We start from the raw sequence: 17,092 nt of genomic DNA, 5'->3' as shown, positions 1-17,092 counted from the left end.
AGGGGGGGGGGGGGGGGGGGAGACACCACCCCCCCCCCCACCGCCGCCGACGCGGTCGTCGGTATCTCGGCCAGCGGCCGCACCCCGTACGTCCTGGCGGCGGTGCGGGCCGCCAGGGAGCGGGGCGCGCTCACGGTCGGACTGTCGTGCAACGCGGGCACGCCGCTGAGCGCCGTCGCCGACCGGGCGATCGAAGTGCTCGTCGGCCCCGAGGTGGTGGCCGGCTCGACCCGGCTGAAGGCGGGCACGGCACAGAAGCTGGTGCTCAACATGATCTCGACCATCTCGATGATCAGGCTTGGCAAGACCTACGACAATCTCATGGTCGACCTGCGGGTGACCAACGCCAAGCTGCGCGACCGGGCGGTCCGCATCATCCGGCGGGTCACCGGCGTCCCCCGCTCCGTCGCGGAGGCCGCGCTCGACCGGGCCGAGCTGGATGTCAAGACCGCGATCCTCATGCTCGACCGCCCGGCCGACGCGGCGGATCCCCGCCGGCGGCTGGAAGCGAGCGGCGGACGGCTGCGGGCGGCGCTGGAGGCGAGCGCATGAAGGTCCTGGGCATGATCTCCGGTACGTCCCACGACGGCATCGACTTCGCAGCCGTCGACTTCACGCTGCGCGACGGCGTGCTGCACGGCACCGTCGTACACGAGGGCAGCTCGGGCTACCCGGAAGAGCTCCGGGCCCGGCTGATGCGGGCCCTGCCCCCGTCGGCGCTGAGCTTCGCCGAGGCGTGCGAACTGGACACGCTGATCGGTCAGGCGTTCGCCGAGGTGGCCGCCGGCGCGGCCGAGCGGGCCGGCGGCGTCGACCTGATCTGCTCGCACGGCCAGACCGTCTACCACTGGGTGGAGGGGCGACAGGTGCGGGGCACCCTGCAGATCGGGCAGCCGGCGTGGATCGCCGAGCGGACCGGCGCCCCGGTCGTCGCCGACGTACGGGTGCGGGACGTGGTCGCCGGCGGCCAGGGCGCGCCGCTGGTGTCGCTGATGGACGTCCTGCTGCTGTCCCGCCTGCCGGGCCGGCCGGCCGCCCTCAACCTCGGCGGGATCGCCAACCTGACCGTGCTGCGGCCGGTCGACGGCGCCGGCCCGATGGCCTACGACACCGGGCCGGCCAACGCGTTGGTGGACGCCGCCGTCGTGCGGGCCAGCCGGGGCCGACTGCGCTACGACGAGGACGGTCGCCTCGCCGCCGCCGGCAGGGTGGACGACGCCCTGCTCACCGAGCTGCTCGCCGAGCCGTACTACCGGTTCGAGCCGCCGAAGACCACCGGGAAGGAGCTGTTCCACGCCGACTACCTGGAGAATGCGCTGGCGGCGCATCCGGGCCTGTCGGACGCGGACATCGCCGCGACGCTGACCGCGCTGACCGCGCAGACCGTCGCCGACCAGGTACGCCGGCACCAGGTCGACACCCTCGTCGCCGCCGGCGGGGGATGCGCCAATCCGACCTTGATGGCGAAACTGCGGGAGCGGCTGACCGGGGTGCGGGTCACGACCACCGCCGAGTTCGGCGCGCCGGCCGACACCAAGGAGGCCATCGCCTTCGCACTGATCGGCTGGCACACCGCACACGGTCTGCCCGCCACCGTCCCGTCGTGCACCGGCGCCACCGGCGCCCGGGTGCTCGGCGCCATCGTGCCCGGTGCGGCCCCGCTGCGCCTGCCCGATCCACTGGCCGCCGCCCCCACCGGGCTGCGCCTGATCGGAGCCGTCTGATGAACGCCCTTCTCGAACTTGCGGACCTGCGCGTATCGGCCCGGTCCGGCGGCGCCGACCGGGAGATCGTGCACGGGGTCGACCTGACCGTCGAGGCCGGGGAGACCGTCGCCGTCGTCGGCGAGAGCGGCTCCGGCAAATCCCTGACCATGCTGGCCGTGGTGGGCCTGCTCGCCAACCCGCTGCGCGTCACCGGCGGGACCGTGCGGCTCGGTGACCGCGAGCTGACCGCACTCTCCGAGCGGGAGCTACGCGCGATCCGCGGCAACGACGCGGCGATGATCTACCAGGATCCCATGACGTCGCTCAACCCGCTGATGCGCGTCGGTGACCAGGTCATCGAGGCGATGACCGCCCACGGCGTGCCGAAGGCCGAGGCGAGCCGGCGCATGCTCGACCTGCTGGCCCGGGTCGGCATTCCCGATCCGGAGCGCACCGCGCGTTCCTATCCGCACGAGTTCTCCGGCGGGATGCGGCAGCGGGTGATGATTGCCTGTGCGCTGGCGATGCGCCCCCGGCTGCTCATCGCCGACGAGCCCACCACCGCGCTGGACGTGACGATCCAGCAGCAGATCCTGGCGCTGATCGACGAACTGCGCCGGGAGCTCGGCATGACCACCATCTGGGTCACCCATGACCTGGGCGTGGTGGCGCGCCTGGTCGACCGGGTGGTGGTGATGTACGCGGGCCACGTGGTCGAGGACGCCCCCGTGCGGCAGGTGTTCGCCGCCCCGCAGCACCCGTACACCAGGGCGCTGCTGGCCGCGCTGCCGGACCCGAGCGACGACACCCGGCCGCCGCTGGCTCAGATCCCCGGACGGCCGCCGGCCGCCACCGACCCGGTCGAAGGCTGCCCGTTCCGGCCACGGTGCGCGCAGGCCGTCGAGAAGTGCGCGACCCGTCCCCGGTTGCAGCCGCGGCTGCAGGGACGGGCCGCGTGCTGGGTGCCCCCGCACGAGTGGAGGAACTGATGCTCACGGCGACCGACCTGGTCAAGCAGTATCCGGTGCGGGGCGGCGAGGGCGTGGTGCACGCCCTCGCCGGGGTGTCGCTCACCCTCGGCGACGGTGAGACCCTCGGCGTCGTCGGCGAGTCCGGCTGCGGCAAGTCGACCCTGGCCAAACTTCTGGTGCGGCTGGAGGATCCGACCTCCGGCACGGTCGAGCTGGACGGGGTGGACCTGACCGCACTGCGTGGCCCGGCCCTGCGCCAGCAGCGCCGGCACATCCAGATGCTGTTCCAGGACCCGTACTCCTCACTCAACCCGCGGGTGCGCGTCGGCCAGGCGCTCGGCGAAGTGCTGGCCGTGCACCGGCTTGCCGACGGCCGACAGCGCGAGCGGCGGGTGGGTGAGCTGCTGGAAATGGTCGGGTTGGGCGCGGCGTTCGGCGCCCGGTACCCGCACGAGCTCTCCGGCGGGCAACGGCAGCGCGTCGGCATCGCCCGGGCCCTCGCGGTGGAGCCGAAGGTGCTGCTGCTCGACGAGCCGGTGTCGGCGCTCGACGTCTCGGTGCGTGCCGAGATCATGAACCTGCTGGTCAACCTGCGCCGCGACCTCGGCCTCAGTTACGTGTTCATCAGCCACGACGTGGCCATGGTGCGGCACATCAGCGACCGGGTCGCGGTGATGTATCTCGGCCGGGTCGTCGAACTCGGCGACTGGAAGTCGGTGCTGGACAGCCCCCGGCACCCCTACACCGCCGCCCTGTGCGCCGCGGTGCCGGCACCCAACCCGGAGCTCTCCCAGCCGATCGAGGCCACCGTCTCCGGTGAGGTGCCGAACCCGGCCGCCCCGCCGTCCGGCTGCCCGTTTCACCCGCGCTGCCCCCTCGCCCGGGACGACTGCCGCCGGTTCGATCCGGCGTTGCTGCCGTTTCCGCTGGGCTCGGGCCACGAGGTGGCCTGCCATGTGGCGGCCGAGCGGGTGAGCGACCGGTCGCAGCTCGCCCCGTCAGGCTCGTGAGCCTGCCGGTGCGGGTGCGGCCGGCGGTGCCGGCCGACGCCGGCACCGTCGGCGCCGTCTTCCTGGTCTGTTGGCACCGGTCGTACGCGAACCTGCTGCCGGCGGCGGTGCGGGCCCGCTACGACGAGGCGGGCGCGGTGTCGTTGTGGCGGCGGGTGCTCACGGCCGCTCCCGACGGCGTGCTCGTCGCCGACGTGGCCGGGCCCGGGGTCCGTGGGGTGGTGCGGTTCGGCGCGGATCCGGACGAGCCGCGCCGCGGACACGTGTTCAGCCTGTACGTGCACCCGGAAGCGCAGGGCCTCGGGCTGGGTCGGACGCTGCTGCACGACGCGGCCGAGAAGCTGCGGGCGGCAGGGCATGCCACGGCGACGTTGTGGGTGTTCGCGGCGAACGATGCCGCTCGGGCCTTCTACGCGAAGCAGGGCTGGACGCCCGACGGCGCCACCCGGGTGGAGGAGGCGTACGGCGAGCCGGAGGTGCGGCTGTGCCGGAGCCTGGCCGAGGTCGCGCCGGGTTGAGCCGAAAAGCGGGGCACCCCGTCCACCCGCTGGGTGGTCCGGTGCCGCTGCGGCGCCCGGTAGCCGGCGAAGCTCAGCAACGACTCGATCCAGGCGTCCCGCTCGTCCGGGCCCACCGGCGGCGGCATCACCGGACGGGACCACCCCGCCAGCCGGCGAGCCGGTCGCGCGGTACGTCCACACCGCGCCCGCGGTGCCCGAGCACCGGTACCGCCGGTGCGCCGAGCGCTGCGGGAAACCCCGTCACGGCCAGGTGGCCCTGCCGTCGGGTCAGCTCGTCGGTGAAGGTGAGCACCACACAGGTCGGCAGTCCGCGGGGATTCGCATCCGCCATGTCGGGATGGGGACTTTGGTCCCGCCCTTTGAGGACCCGAGCCTCCCGCCTGGCCGGTCTTTGACTCCGCAGTCTTGGTCCGACGTGACCCGCTTCCGTGTCACGGAAGGCAAAAGCCACCGCCCCGCACCACCGAAGGAGCAGCCCGTGTCACCGCGCCGCCGGCCCGACACCTCCGGAACCCCCGCAACGGACCAGGTGCCCGGCGCGGCCCCGCTGCTGGCCACCCGTCGCTTCCTGACCAGGGAAACCGTCGGCGACCACGGCCGCACCCTGCATCAGGTCGACAGCAACGACTGGGACCGCTTCTACCGTGACCGGTGGCGTTACGACCGGGTGGTGCGTTCCACCCACGGCGTCAACTGCACCGGCTCCTGTTCCTGGAACGTGTTCGTCAAGGACGGCCTGATCACCTGGGAGCATCAGGCCACCGACTACCCGACCACCGGGCCCGACTCGCCGGACTACGAGCCGCGCGGTTGCCCCCGGGGCGCGTCCTTCTCCTGGTACGAGTACTCGCCCTCGCGGGTGCGCCATCCGTACGTGCGGGGGGTGCTGGCCGAGATGTTCCGCGATGGGCTGGCGCGCCTCGGTGACCCGGTTGCCGCGTGGGCCGAGATCGTGGAGACCCCGCTCAAGGCGCGCGCCTACAAGACCCAGCGAGGGCGGGGCGGGTTCGTGCGCGCCAACTGGGACGAGGTGATCACCATGGTCGCCGCCGCCCACGTCTGGACCACCAAGACGTACGGGCCGGACCGAGTTGTCGGGTTCTCGCCGATTCCGGCGATGTCGATGGCGTCCTTCGCCGCCGGCACCCGCTACCACGCCCTGCTCGGCGGCACCCTGCTCAGCTTCTACGACTGGTACGCCGACCTGCCCATCGCCTCTCCCCAGATCTGGGGCGACCAGACCGACGTGCCAGAGGCGGGCGACTGGTGGAACGCCACGTACCTGATGATGTGGGGCTCGAACATCCCGGTGACCCGCACCCCCGACGCCCACTTCCTGGCCGAGGCCCGCTACAAGGGCACCAAGGTGGTCGCGGTGAGTCCCGACTACGCCGACAATGTCAAGTTCGCCGACGACTGGCTGGCACCGCACCCGGGCACCGACGGCGCGCTGGCGATGGCGATGGGCCACGTGGTCCTCACCGAGTTCTTCCGGGACCGCACGGTGCCCTACTTCGTCGACTACGTACGCCGCTACACCGACCTGCCCTTCCTGGTCACCCTCCGGCAGACCGCCGGCGGCGGCTGGGCGGCGGACCGGTTCCTGACCGCGTCGGACCTGGGACAGGCCGACGGCACGCACAGGACCGTCCTGATCGACGAGCGTACCGGCGAACCGGTTGTCCCGAACGGGTCGCTGGGCTTCCGGTACGGCGAGGCCGGCGAGGGCCGCTGGAACCTCGACCTCGGCGATGTCGTTCCGGCACTCGGCCTGCTCGACCTCGCCGACGAGGCGGTGGAGATCGACCTGGCCCGGTTCGACGTCGGCGACACCGAGGGCGGCACGACCATGCGCCGCGGCGTACCGGTCAAGCGCGTCGGCGAGCACCTGGTCACCTCCGTCTACGACCTGATCATGGCGCAGTACGGGGTGCGCCGCGGCGACCTGCCGGGCGAGTGGCCCACCGGGTACGACGACGCGGACGCCCCGAACACACCGGCCTGGCAGGAACGCATCACCGGTGTCCCGGCCGCGCTGACCGCCCGGATCGGCCGGGAGTTCGCCCGCAACGCCGAGCGCAGCCGAGGCCGGTCGCTGATCGTCCTGGGCGCCGGGGCGAACCAGTGGTTCCACTCCGACATGACCTACCGGGCGTTCATCTCCCTGGTCACCCTGACCGGCTGCCAGGGTGTCAACGGCGGCGGCTGGGCGCACTACGTCGGGCAGGAGAAGGCCCGGCCGATCAGCGGCCAGCAGCACATGTCCTTCGCCTTCGACTGGCACCGCCCGATGCGTCACCAGGCGAGCACCCCGTTCTGGTACCTGCACACCGACCAGTGGCGTTACGAGCGGGTGCCAGCCGACGAACTGTCCTCGCCGCTGGGCACCGGCCGGTTCGCCGGGATGGCCTTCGCGGACACCGTCGCGGCTGCCCAGCGGATGGGCTGGAGCCCCGGCCACCCGGCCTTCAACCGCAACCCCCTCGACCTGACCGACGAGGCGGCGGCGGCCGGGGTCACGGTGCAGGAGCACATCGTCGCCGAGCTGAAGGCCGGCCGGCTGCGCGCTGTGGCCGAGGACCCGGACGACCCGGCGAACTTCCCCCGCTGCCTGACGTTGTGGCGGGCGAACCTGCTCGGCTCGTCCGGTAAGGGCAACGAGTACTTCCTGCGGCACCTGCTCGGCATCGACTCGTCGGCCAGCGCCGAGGAGTCCGACCCGGACCACCGCCCACGCGACGTGGTGTGGCGCGAGGAGGCGCCGACGGGCAAGCTCGACCTGCTCACCGCGATCGATTTCCGGATGACCAACACCGGCCTGCACGCCGACGTCGTCCTGCCCGCCGCCACCTGGTACGAGAAGCACGACATCTCCACCACCGACATGCACCCTTTCGTGCACGCCTTCAGCCCTGCCGTCGAACCGCCCGCCGACGCGCACTCCGACTACGACACCTTCCTCGCCCTGGCCGACAAGGTCAGCGAGTTGGCGGTCGACCACCTGGGGATGCGCCGTGACGTGCTGGCCGCGCCACTGCAGCACGACACCCCCGACGAACTGGCCATGCCCAACGGTCGGGTGCGGGACTGGAAGGCCGGTGAGTGCGAGCCGGCGCCTGGCTCGACCATGCCGAAGCTCATCGAGATCGAGCGGGACTACACCCAGATCGGTGCGAAGATGCGCGCCGTCGGCCCGCTGCTCGACAAGATCGGCACCACCACGAAGGCGCTCACCGTCGACGTCACCGCGGAGTTGGAGTACCTGCGGCACCAGAACGGCGTCGTCACCGACGGCCCGTACGCGGGTCGGCCGTCGCTGGCCACCGCCGACCGCATGTGCGAGGCGATCCTGGCGCTGTCGGGCACGACCAACGGTCGGGTCGCCGCAGCCGGCTTCGCCGCGCTTGAGAAGCGGACCGGGCAGCCGTTCGCGGACCTGATCGCCGGGCACGAGAGCGACCAGATCACCTACCCGGACACCCAGCGGTCACCGCGGCCGGTCTTCACCAGCCCGGAGTGGTCCGGCTCAGAGAAGGGCGGCCGCCGCTACTCACCGTTCACCCTCAACGTCGAGCGGCTCAAGCCGTGGCACACGATCACCGGCCGGCAGCACTTCTTCGTCGAACACGACTGGGTGGCCGAGCTGGGGGAGCAGTTGCCGGCCTTCCGGCCGCCGCTGAACATGGCCCGGCACTTCGGCAAGCCGGGTGAGCTGGTCGACGGAGGCGTGACCGTGCGGTTCCTCACCCCGCACGCGAAGTGGTCGATCCACTCGATGTACCACGACAACGAGCTGATGCTCGCGCTGTCCCGGGGCGGTCCGGTCATCTGGATGAGCGTCGAGGACGCTGCCAAGATCGGCGTCCGGGACAACGACTGGGTCGAGGCGCTCAACCGTAACGGCGTGGTGGTGGCCCGGGCCGTGGTCAGCCACCGGATGCCCGAGGGCACGGTCTTCCAGTACCACTCGCCCGAGCGCACCGTCAACGTGCCGAAGGCGGAGAAGAGCGGCCGCCGAGGTGGCTACCACAACTCGCTGACCCGGCTGCTGGTCAAGCCCACCCACCTCGCCGGCGGGCACGCCCAGCTCACCTACGCATTCAACTACTACGGACCGATCGGCAGCCAGCGCGACCAGGTCACGGTGATCCGCCGTCGCGCGCAGGAGGTGGAGTACTGATGAGAATCCGTGCGCAGGTGGCCATGGTGATGAACCTGGACAAGTGCATCGGCTGCCACACCTGCTCGGTCACCTGCAAGCAGACCTGGACCAATCGGGACGGCACCGAGTACGTCTGGTTCAACAACGTCGAGACCAAGCCCGGCATCGGCTATCCGAAGCACTACGAGGACCAGGACCGCTGGCACGGCGGCTGGCAGCTCGACGACAAGGGCCGGTTGAAGCTGCGCTCCGGCGGCCGGGTCAAGCGGCTCAGCCGGCTCTTCGCGAACCCGGACCTGCCCTCGATCGACGACTACTACGAGCCGGCAACCTTCGACAAGGACATCCTGGTCAACGCCCCCGCCGGGCTCAAGGACACCCCGGTCAAGCGACCTCACTCGGCGCTGACCGGCGAACCGATGGCGGTCACCTGGGGCGCCAACTGGGAGGACAGCCTCGGCGGAGCGCACGAGCACGCCGCCGGAGACCCGAACATCGCCCGAATGCCGGGCGAGGCGGCCGCGAAGGTCAAGTTCGAGTTCGAGAAGACCTTCATGTTCCACCTGCCGCGCATCTGCGAACACTGCCTCAACCCGGCCTGCGTGTCGGCCTGCCCCTCAGGCGCGATGTACAAGCGCGCCGAGGACGGCATCGTCCTGGTCGACCAGGACCGCTGCCGAGGCTGGCGAATGTGCGTCTCGGCCTGCCCCTACAAGAAGGTGTACGTCAACCACGCCACCGGCAAGGCCGAGAAGTGCACCTTCTGCTATCCGCGTATCGAGGCCGGACAGCCGACCATCTGCTCGGAGACCTGCGTCGGGCGCCTGCGCTACCTGGGCATCGTCCTCTATGACGAGGATGCCGTGCTCGCCGCCGCCTCGGTCGCCGGCGAGCACGACCTGCTCGACGCCCAGCGCGCCGTGTTTCTCGACCCGGCCGACCCGGCCGTGCGGCGGGCCGCCGAGGAGGCCGGAGTGCCGCAGGAGTGGCTCGACGCCGCCGAACGGTCCCCGGTGTGGCGGCTGATCAGCGAATACAAGATCGCGCTGCCGCTGCACCCGGAGTACCGGACGCTGCCCATGGTCTGGTACATCCCGCCCCTGTCCCCGGTGCTGGACGCGGTGGGACAGGCCGGCCGGGACGACACCGACGCCGACGACGTCTTCCACACCATCCGCGAGCTGCGCATCCCGGTGGAGTACCTGGCCGAGCTGTTCACCGCCGGCGACGTCGAGGCGGTCGCCGGCGTCCTGATGAAGCTCGCCGCCATGCGCTCCTACATGCGCGCCCGCACGCTGGACGGGACGGTCGCCGGCGACCTGCTGGACGACATCGGCATGACCGCCGAGCAGGTGGAGGCCATGTACCGGCTGCTGGCCGTCGCCAAGTACGACGAGCGCTATGTCATCCCGGTCGCCCACACCAAGGACGCCGCCGCGCTGGAGGCCCAGGCCACCGCCCACCCCGACTGCTCGCTCGACTGCGAGGGCGGTCCGGGAATGACCACCGAGGCCGCCGTGCAGAGCTTCCACCTGGTCGAGGGCGACGGCGTACGCCCCGGGCGACCAGGCGTCTTCTCCCGCCGCGCCGATGGCCGACGTGGCCTCACCATCAACCCGCTGCGAGGCCGCTGATGACCACCCCGAGCGACCGGGCGCGCATCTTCGAACTGGTGTCCCTGCTGTTGACGTACCCCGATGACGAGCTGCTGGGCGCGGCTGCCGAGCTTCGCGCGGCGGCCGACCGGTTCGCCGACGAGACGGTGCGGGGTCAGCTCGGGCAGTTCCTGGACTGGCTGTCGGCCACCGCCCCGATCGAGGTGCAGCGCCACTACGTGCAGACCTTCGACCTGCGCCGACGCTCTGGCCTCTATTTGACGTACTACCTGCACGGCGATACCCGCAAGCGGGGGATGGCGCTGCTGATCCTCAAGCAGCGGTACCGGGTACACGGGCTGCGGCTCGCCGACGGCGAGCTGCCTGACCTGCTGCCGGTGGTGCTCGAGTTCGCGGCGGCCGTCGGCCCCGGTGACGGCGAGGCGCCGCTGCGCCAGCACCGCCGGGGCGTCGAACTACTGCGCGCGGCGCTGGCGGAGTCCGACAGCCCGTACCGCCTGCTGCTGGATGTCGTCTGCGCCATGCTGCCCGAACTCAGCGACGACGACCGGGCCGCCGTCGCGGCGCTCGCCGTCGACGGACCACCGGTGGAGACCGTCGGCCTGGAGTCACTCGGACACGGACCGGCCCTGCACGGCACCCGCCTCGCACCCTACCCTTCCTGCACCCACCCGGAGGCCTCCCGATGACCACGCTCGTCTGGATCGTCCTGCCGTACCTCTGCCTCGCGGTCTTCGTGGCCGGCCACGTCTGGCGCTGGCGCCACGACCAGTTCGGGTGGACCACCCACACCAGCCAACTGCTGGAGAACCGGCTGCTGCGGCTCGGCTCGCCGCTGTTCCACCTGGGTGCCTTCGGGGTCATCGGCGGGCACGCCATGGGCCTGGTCGTGCCCGCCTCGCTGACCGAGAAGATCGGGATCAGCGAGCACGTCTACCACCTCACCGCGGTGTGGGGCGGCACGGTGACCGGCTTGATGCTGGTCGCCGGCCTCGCGCTGCTGATCGCCCGCCGCTTCGTCAGCGGTCGGATCCGCCGGGTCACCACTCCGATGGACAAGGTGCTCTACGTCGCGCTGGCCGCGATGGTGGCGCTCGGCATGACCGCCACGGTCGGCGTGAACCTGCTCGGCGCGGGCTACGACTACCGGGAGACGATCGCGGTCTGGTTCCGCGGCGTTTTCTGGTTCCAGCCGGACTCGTCCCTGATGACCGGGGCGCCGCTGGTCTACCAACTGCACGCCATCGGCGGCTTCCTGTTCCTGGCGCTCTGGCCGTTCACCCGGCTGGTGCATGTCTGGTCGGCGCCGCTGCCGTACCTGTGGCGCCCGTACGTCGTCTATCGGACGCGACGCGGTCCGGTGCCCGCTCCCATGCCCGCTCCGGCGGCGGTGCGCGACACCAACCGGGAGCCGGCAGCCCGGCGGTAGGGGACGCATATCCGGCCAGGGCGCCACAGCATCGGCGCAACCGCAGCTCGCCGCCCGGGTGGCGGCGCTGGCGCGGGCGATGCGGCACGGCGATCGACGGCCTCAGCAACCGGACGTGCCGGGCACCGCTGGCAGCTGCGCGTCCAGGTGGTCGGCGGCCGAGGGCCGCCGCCCGGACCGGTCCGTAGATGGCGCCGCCCAGCATTCTTGGCCACGGCCGGCGCAGTCCCGTCCACCGCCACCGGAGTCCACCGGGCCCGCGGCGCGGTGCAACACCGCGTACCTCGTGACCTTGGGCCTCCCGAGGGGGACCGCCGGCCCGTGGCGGCCCCATTTTGCACATCCGACAGTGGAGCCGCCGCCCTGCCGGTGCGGCGACGCCAACGAAGGAGAATCGGATGTCGGGGACCGTGCCGGTAGCGGACAGCCAGCGGGCTGCGCGGGACGACGCCGAGGGCGGCGGCCGAGTCCTGCTGCTGTCCACCGTCGGATTCACCCTCATGTTCGCGGTGTGGCTGATGTTCGGTGTGCTGGGCATTCCCATCCGCCGCGAACTTGGCCTGACTGATGTGCAGCTGTCGTGGCTGTCCTCGGTCGCGATTCTCAACGGGGCGGTGTGGCGGCTGCTGGGCGGGGTGCTGGCCGACCGGCTCGGCGGCAAGGCGGTCTTCACCGCGTTGCTGGTGTTCACCGCGCTGCCGACCTATCTGGTGTCCCGCGCGGACAGCTACGGCGCGTTGCTGCTCTACGCGTTCCTGGCCGGCTTCGGCGGCAATGCCTTCAGCGTCGGGGTCTCGTGGGTATCGGCCTGGACGCGGCAGGAGCGGCAGGGGTTCGCGCTCGGCGTGTTCGGCGCCGGCAACGTGGGGGCCTCCGTGACGAAGCTCATCGGCCCCGCGTTCATCGCCGCCGTGCCGGCGGTCGGCTACCTGGGCGGCGTCGTTCCCGGTGGCTGGCGCTTCGTCCCGTTTCTGTACGCGGTGCTGCTCCTGCTGATGGCTGCCGCGGTGTGGTTCGGCACCCCTAGGCGTGATCGCCGGCCGAGCCGTGGCCGGCCGCTCAGGGAGATGCTCCGCCCGCTGCGCCAGTTGCGGGTCTGGCGGTTCAGCCTCTACTACGTGGCGGTGTTCGGCGCCTATGTCGCCCTCTCCGCATGGCTGCCGAAGTACTACGTCGACGTCTTCGGGCTGCCGCTGTACCAGGCGGCGCTGCTCACGGCGCTGTTCATCTTCCCGGCCAGCCTGCTGCGGCCAGTCGGCGGCTGGCTGTCGGACCGGTACGGCGCACGCCGGGTCATGTACGGCACGTTCGGCGCCATGTCAGCCGCGACCCTGTTCCTCGCCATGCCCTACGGCCACATCGTCCTGTACGTGCCGGAGCGGTACGAGGCCGACGGCGTGCGCGAGGTCCTGCCCTACCAACTCGGCGTGCTCCCGTTCACCGTCGGTGTCCTTCTCGTCGGGGTCGCGATGGGCATCGGCAAGGCGGCGGTGTTCAAGCACATCCCCGAGTACTTCCCGAACGATGTCGGGGCGGTCGGCGGCCTGGTCGGCATGCTCGGCGCGCTGGGCGGCTTCGTCCTGCCCCCGCTGTTCGCGTACGCGCAGGCATGGACCGGCCTGCCCCAGACGACCTTCGCGATCCTGTTCCTGCTGACCGCGACGGCGGGACTCTGGATGCACGGCACGGTGCACCGGATGCTGCACGAGCGCAGCCCCGATCTGGCCGGGGCGGTGGAGCGGGCACCGGCCGGACGCCCGGTGTGAGCGGTGGGCGGGCGGGACCTTGGTCCCGCCCGCAGGCGACCCTCGGCCGTGTCCGGCGAGGTTGTGCGCCACCAGGCTGAGCGACGTCCCGAAGCGTTGGGCGACAGCTAGGAGCAGCACGATGAGCACGGCACTACGACCCCCGGCGGAAGCCGGAAACGCCCCGGCACCCGGCATCGGCCGCACCTCCGCAGCGCAGCCTGCTGCTCGCAGGGGCCGGGAATGGCTGGCGGACTGGAACCCGGAGGACGGGGCCACCTGGGACCAGCGGTTGGCCTGGCGCACGCTCACCATCACCACCTACAACCTGACCCTGGCCTTCATCACCTGGTTCCTCGTCTCGGCCATCGCGCCCCGCCTGAACAACATCGGCTTCGGACTCACCACCACGGAGCTGTACTGGCTGGCCGCCATGCCCGGTCTGGCCGGTGGGCTCCTGCGCCTGGTCTGGATGTTCCTGCCGCCGGTACTCGGCACCCGCAAGCTCGTCTCGCTCTCGACCCTGTTGATGATCGTGCCGCTGGCCGGGTGGGGCTGGGCCGTGCGGGACGCCACCACGCCCTACGCCGTGCTGCTCGTCCTCGCGTTTCTCTGCGGCATCGGTGGCGGCGTCTTCTCCGGCTTCATGCCGAGCACCTCGTACTTCTTCCCGAAGCGCAAGCAGGGCCTGGCGCTCGGCATCCAGGCGGGCGTGGGCAATTTCGGCGTCAGCGTGGTGCAGTTCATGGTCCCGTGGGTGATCGGCTTCGCACTGCTCGGTACGGCGAGCATCGGCCCGGAGAAGGTGGTCACGCCGGCAACGGGGCTCGGCGAGTCGATCTGGCTGCACAACGCCGGCCTCGTCTTCATCCCCTGGGTGGTCGCCGGCGCCGCGCTGGCCTGGTTCTTCCTCAAGAGCGCGCCGGTGCAGGCCAACTTCCGCCAGCAGTTGGACATCTTCCGGGAGAAGCACACCTGGATCATGACCGCGCTCTACCTGATGACCTTCGGCGCGTTCTCCGGGTTCGCCGCACAGTTCGGTCTGCTGATCAAGAACCTGTACGGCGCCTTCCCGGATGCTCCGGACCCACTGAAGTGGGCGTTCCTCGGCCCGCTGGTGGGCTCGGCCGCCCGGGTGGCCTGGGGTCCGCTCTGCGACCGCTTCGGAGGCGCGGTGTGGACGGTCGTCTCCGGAGTCGGCATGACCGCCTCGACCGCCTTCACCGCCGTCTGGCTCACGCCGTCCTCGCTCGGCGAGTTCAAGTTCTTCGTCGCCGGCATGCTCGGCATCTTCTTCTTCGCGGGCGTCGGAAACGCCTCCACCTTCAAGCAGATGCCGATGATCTTCGAACGCCGGCAGGCCGGTGGGGTGATCGGTTGGACCGCCGCGATCGCCGCCTTCGGGCCGTTCCTGTTCGGCGTCGGCCTGGCCAGCATCCCGGCGACGGCCTTCTACCTCGGCTGGGCCGTCTTCTTCGCCGGCTGCGTGGCGCTGGCCTGGCACTTCTACGCCCGCAAGGGAGCGGAGCGCCCCTCCTGACCCTGTTCTCCCAGACAGCGGCGGCGGCCGGGAAGAGGTTCCGGCCGCCGCCACCGTTCGTCGTCCGGTCCGCGACAGGAACGGCCGGCCCACCGCGCGACCTGCCCAGATCCGCCGTCGGGGCGCAGGACGACGCGTGGCGACGGACGAGAGGGCCGGTGGCCGTAGCGACCGCCACGCCGTGCCGCCCGCGAAGATCAGGGCAACGTGAGCAGTGGGACGTCGTGCTGTCCCGCGGTGCCCGGAGCGACCACGGCGTAGGCGTCCGCCACGGCCGCGCCGCCCAGAAACCCCGGGTGCACGCCGTTGACGACCCGGAAGCCCTCAGGCCCCCGACGGACCGGCACGATCCGGGTGTGCCGCCCGTCAGACCGCACCGGGTCCAGCAGCGTTCCGGTCACCAGATCCGGCAGCCGCCGTCCGGTGAGCGCGGTGAGCACCGGGTCCACCAGCGTCAGAGCGGCGACCAGGGCAGCGTACGGGTTGCCGGGCAGGCCGACGATCCACCGGTGCCCGACCTGGGCGAGCACCTGGGGATGTCCCGGACGGCACGCCACGCCGTCCACGTGCACGACAGCATCGAGACGGGCCAGAGCGCTGTGCAGCCCGTCAGCGGGGCCTACGGACGAGGCACCACACACGACGGTGAGATCCGCGTCAGCAACGCTGTCCGCCACGGCGCTGTGAAAACGGGCGGGCTCGTCTCCCACCGTGCGCGGGTCCAACAGCTCAGCACCCCAGGCGACCAGCAACGGCCGCATCATGGGGCCGATGGCGTCGCGCACCCGACCCCATCCGGGTCGTCCCCGCCGCACCAGCTCGTCACCGGTGAGCAACAGCCGCGCGCGGGGAGCGGCGTGCACCGGCAGCGCGTCCTGTCCCACGCTCGCCGCCAGGCCGAGCAGCGGCGGCGTGACGATCGTGCCGGCTGGGGCCAGCTCCTGCCCCGGCCGGGCGTACTCGGCACGTCGACGGATATGCCGACGGTCGCTGCAGGCGGCGTGCACCCACTCCCCGTGACGGTCCGCGATCTCGTACGGCACCACCCGGTCGGTTCCGTCCGGAACGGCAGCACCGGTGGCGATCTCGACGGCGGTCTGTTCGGCAAGCGGCGCGGGGACCAGACGACAGCCGGCGAGGACCCGACCGACGACCCGCCACGGACCCGGACCACGCACGGCGTAGCCGTCCATCGCCGAGTTGTCGAACCCGGGCAGCGGCGCGGCGGCCCGCAGCGGCGCCGCGAGCGTACGCCCGACGGCCGCCGCCAAGGGCACGGACCGCGCGGGAGTCGGGGTGGGCAGTGCGTACGCGAGGAGCCGGGCCGTGTCCCAGTCGGCCGGCTCGCTGATCCGGCACCCGTCGACGGCGAGGGTCACCGGGCCTGCTCCGGCACGAGAGTGCGTACGACGGCGTGTGCCGTGTCCGCGTCGGTGCCCTGCCCGACGGCCACCCCGACGAGGTACGCCGCCACGGCGCCGGCCGGCCGGCAGACGCCGTGCGCCACCTCCCGCACCAGCTCGAGCAGGGCACGGGTGTCATCCGTCGACGGCGCCGGCAGGCCCAGAGCGGCGGCGGTATCCGTGACCCAGTCGTCCAGCGGGCCGCCATTCGACTGTGGCGTGCCGACGGTTGCTTGCAACATGAAACCACCCTCCGATCGGTCGCGGTGACGTCACCGTCGCACCGGCCAGACGCAGCCGCGAGGAACGTCCCGCCCAGCCTGTCGGCGGGCTTTCCGCCCCGGCCGGGCCGAAAGTCCCGAGTTCAGCAGGCAATTGCGAACCAGTTCGGCGGCTACGGAGACAAGCGAACGTCGACGGTCGACGCGGATTGGCCGGTGTCGTCCGACCGCACCATACGGAAGCCGGTGACCAGGCGCGGCTGCACCGCGACGACCTGGTCGCCCCGGCCGACCCAGGGACGCAGCAGCCCGCGGTAGCGATCGGCGAGCTCGCCGGCGTCGACCCCGACCGCCAGGCCGGTCACCACGACGCTCCAGCCCGTCCGACGCTCCTCGTCGATGTCGTCGGCCTCGTACGCCACCACCGTCGGTCCGGCGGTGACCTGCGTCGCCACCGCGGAAGCGGAATGCGTGCAGAAAATGACCAGACCATCCACCACCAGATGGTTCACCGGTCGGATGGCCGGCAACGCCCACTGGGTGAACACCACCCGGCCGACACGGACCGAGGCCAGCAGGCGCATCGCCTCGCCCTCCGGCAGTTTCCGCAACGCCCGGGGTTCGTCCACCCGTCCTCCTCGGCGGTCCCACACTCGCACCTACAGGGCACGACCACCATGAGGCGGGCAGGGCCCGGCGGGTAGGGGCGAAGGTCCCCTCGCGGCGCGGAACCCGGGCGGCGCCACCCGGGCCGGGCGACCCGCTCCG

General features: G+C 71.8%; 15 protein-coding genes. 11 read left to right on the top strand and 4 right to left on the bottom strand.

Going from position 1 to position 17,092, the window contains the following annotated elements; all coding sequences use genetic code 11:
• The 5 genes from ACL02O_RS06990 to ACL02O_RS06970 all read left to right on the top strand — a co-directional run.
• Nucleotides 1–552: N-acetylmuramic acid 6-phosphate etherase (locus ACL02O_RS06990; protein WP_412817134.1), on the top strand; the 552-nt coding region annotated here is incomplete at its 5' end.
• A gap of 11 nt (nucleotides 553–563) precedes the next feature.
• The gene (locus tag ACL02O_RS06985) at nucleotides 564–1,724 is read left to right on the top strand and encodes an anhydro-N-acetylmuramic acid kinase (protein ID WP_412817133.1); all 1,161 of its coding nucleotides are present in this window, start codon (nucleotides 564–566) and stop codon (nucleotides 1,722–1,724) included.
• Nucleotides 1,724–2,695 (top strand): ABC transporter ATP-binding protein, encoded by a 972-nt coding sequence (locus tag ACL02O_RS06980; RefSeq protein WP_412817132.1) that lies wholly within the window; start codon nucleotides 1,724–1,726, stop codon nucleotides 2,693–2,695. Before ACL02O_RS06985 ends, ACL02O_RS06980 begins: the two co-directional genes overlap by 1 nt.
• On the top strand, nucleotides 2,695–3,687 hold the full coding sequence (locus ACL02O_RS06975; protein WP_412817131.1) for an ABC transporter ATP-binding protein: 993 nt from the start codon (nucleotides 2,695–2,697) through the stop codon (nucleotides 3,685–3,687). The genes ACL02O_RS06980 and ACL02O_RS06975 overlap by 1 nt, the downstream gene beginning before the upstream one ends.
• Nucleotides 3,684–4,205, top strand: a complete 522-nt coding sequence (locus ACL02O_RS06970; RefSeq protein WP_412817130.1) for a GNAT family N-acetyltransferase — start codon at nucleotides 3,684–3,686, stop codon at nucleotides 4,203–4,205. Before ACL02O_RS06975 ends, ACL02O_RS06970 begins: the two co-directional genes overlap by 4 nt.
• Before the next feature lie 127 nt (nucleotides 4,206–4,332).
• Here the strand turns inward: ACL02O_RS06970 and ACL02O_RS06965 are convergent, their stop codons facing one another.
• Nucleotides 4,333–4,539 (bottom strand): P-loop NTPase family protein, encoded by a 207-nt coding sequence (locus tag ACL02O_RS06965; protein ID WP_412817129.1) that lies wholly within the window; start codon nucleotides 4,537–4,539, stop codon nucleotides 4,333–4,335.
• A 216-nt stretch (nucleotides 4,540–4,755) separates the two neighbouring features.
• Between ACL02O_RS06965 and ACL02O_RS06960 the strand changes: the two genes are divergently transcribed.
• The 6 genes from ACL02O_RS06960 to ACL02O_RS06935 all read left to right on the top strand — a co-directional run bounded on the left by ACL02O_RS06960 (nucleotide 4,756) and on the right by ACL02O_RS06935 (nucleotide 14,700).
• Nucleotides 4,756–8,388, top strand: a complete 3,633-nt coding sequence (locus ACL02O_RS06960; protein WP_412817141.1) for a nitrate reductase subunit alpha — start codon at nucleotides 4,756–4,758, stop codon at nucleotides 8,386–8,388.
• Entirely contained in the window at nucleotides 8,388–10,004 is a 1,617-nt protein-coding gene (gene narH / locus ACL02O_RS06955) for a nitrate reductase subunit beta (protein ID WP_412817128.1), read from the top strand. Before ACL02O_RS06960 ends, narH begins: the two co-directional genes overlap by 1 nt.
• Nucleotides 10,004–10,675, top strand: coding sequence for a nitrate reductase molybdenum cofactor assembly chaperone (gene narJ / locus ACL02O_RS06950; RefSeq protein ID WP_412817127.1), 672 nt, complete (start codon nucleotides 10,004–10,006; stop codon nucleotides 10,673–10,675). Before narH ends, narJ begins: the two co-directional genes overlap by 1 nt.
• The gene (gene narI / locus ACL02O_RS06945) at nucleotides 10,672–11,415 is read left to right on the top strand and encodes a respiratory nitrate reductase subunit gamma (RefSeq protein ID WP_412817126.1); all 744 of its coding nucleotides are present in this window, start codon (nucleotides 10,672–10,674) and stop codon (nucleotides 11,413–11,415) included. Before narJ ends, narI begins: the two co-directional genes overlap by 4 nt.
• A 398-nt stretch (nucleotides 11,416–11,813) precedes the next feature.
• On the top strand, nucleotides 11,814–13,181 hold the full coding sequence (locus ACL02O_RS06940) for an MFS transporter (RefSeq protein ID WP_412817125.1): 1,368 nt from the start codon (nucleotides 11,814–11,816) through the stop codon (nucleotides 13,179–13,181).
• A gap of 175 nt (nucleotides 13,182–13,356) precedes the next feature.
• Complete coding sequence (locus ACL02O_RS06935) at nucleotides 13,357–14,700, top strand: MFS transporter (RefSeq protein ID WP_412817140.1); 1,344 nt, start codon at nucleotides 13,357–13,359, stop codon at nucleotides 14,698–14,700.
• Between the two features lie 197 nt (nucleotides 14,701–14,897).
• Here ACL02O_RS06935 and ACL02O_RS06930 read toward each other — a convergent pair whose 3' ends face one another.
• The 3 genes from ACL02O_RS06930 to ACL02O_RS06920 form a co-directional block, all read right to left on the bottom strand.
• Nucleotides 14,898–16,079: a molybdopterin molybdotransferase MoeA gene (locus ACL02O_RS06930; protein ID WP_412817124.1), complete on the bottom strand. Its 1,182-nt coding sequence runs from the start codon at nucleotides 16,077–16,079 to the stop codon at nucleotides 14,898–14,900.
• Nucleotides 16,076–16,345 carry a DUF6457 domain-containing protein gene (locus ACL02O_RS06925; protein WP_412817123.1) on the bottom strand — a complete coding sequence of 90 codons (270 nt, stop codon included), beginning with the start codon at nucleotides 16,343–16,345 and terminating at the stop codon, nucleotides 16,076–16,078. The genes ACL02O_RS06930 and ACL02O_RS06925 overlap by 4 nt, the downstream gene beginning before the upstream one ends.
• A gap of 152 nt (nucleotides 16,346–16,497) precedes the next feature.
• Nucleotides 16,498–16,908, bottom strand: coding sequence for a pyridoxamine 5'-phosphate oxidase family protein (locus tag ACL02O_RS06920; RefSeq protein ID WP_412817122.1), 411 nt, complete (start codon nucleotides 16,906–16,908; stop codon nucleotides 16,498–16,500).
• Between the last annotated feature and the right edge of the window lie 184 nt (nucleotides 16,909–17,092).

Source organism: Micromonospora mangrovicola (genome assembly GCF_047200535.1).
Taxonomy (GTDB): domain Bacteria; phylum Actinomycetota; class Actinomycetes; order Mycobacteriales; family Micromonosporaceae; genus Micromonospora.
This window is presented reverse-complemented; position numbering and strand designations above follow the sequence as displayed.

Bases quoted from the DNA above. Each gene is read 5' to 3' on its own strand.
- ACL02O_RS06985 (WP_412817133.1), top strand. From the start codon at position 564: ATGATCTCCGGTACGTCCCACGACGGCATCGACTTCGCAGCCGTCGAC.
- ACL02O_RS06980 (WP_412817132.1), top strand. From the start codon at position 1,724: ATGAACGCCCTTCTCGAACTTGCGGACCTGCGCGTATCGGCCCGGTCC.
- ACL02O_RS06940 (WP_412817125.1), top strand. From the start codon at position 11,814: ATGTCGGGGACCGTGCCGGTAGCGGACAGCCAGCGGGCTGCGCGGGAC.
- narJ (WP_412817127.1), top strand. From the start codon at position 10,004: ATGACCACCCCGAGCGACCGGGCGCGCATCTTCGAACTGGTGTCCCTG.
- ACL02O_RS06975 (WP_412817131.1), top strand. From the start codon at position 2,695: ATGCTCACGGCGACCGACCTGGTCAAGCAGTATCCGGTGCGGGGCGGC.
- ACL02O_RS06925 (WP_412817123.1), bottom strand. From the start codon at position 16,345: ATGTTGCAAGCAACCGTCGGCACGCCACAGTCGAATGGCGGCCCGCTG.
- ACL02O_RS06965 (WP_412817129.1), bottom strand. From the start codon at position 4,539: ATGGCGGATGCGAATCCCCGCGGACTGCCGACCTGTGTGGTGCTCACC.
- narH (WP_412817128.1), top strand. From the start codon at position 8,388: ATGAGAATCCGTGCGCAGGTGGCCATGGTGATGAACCTGGACAAGTGC.
- narI (WP_412817126.1), top strand. From the start codon at position 10,672: ATGACCACGCTCGTCTGGATCGTCCTGCCGTACCTCTGCCTCGCGGTC.
- ACL02O_RS06920 (WP_412817122.1), bottom strand. From the start codon at position 16,908: ATGCGCCTGCTGGCCTCGGTCCGTGTCGGCCGGGTGGTGTTCACCCAG.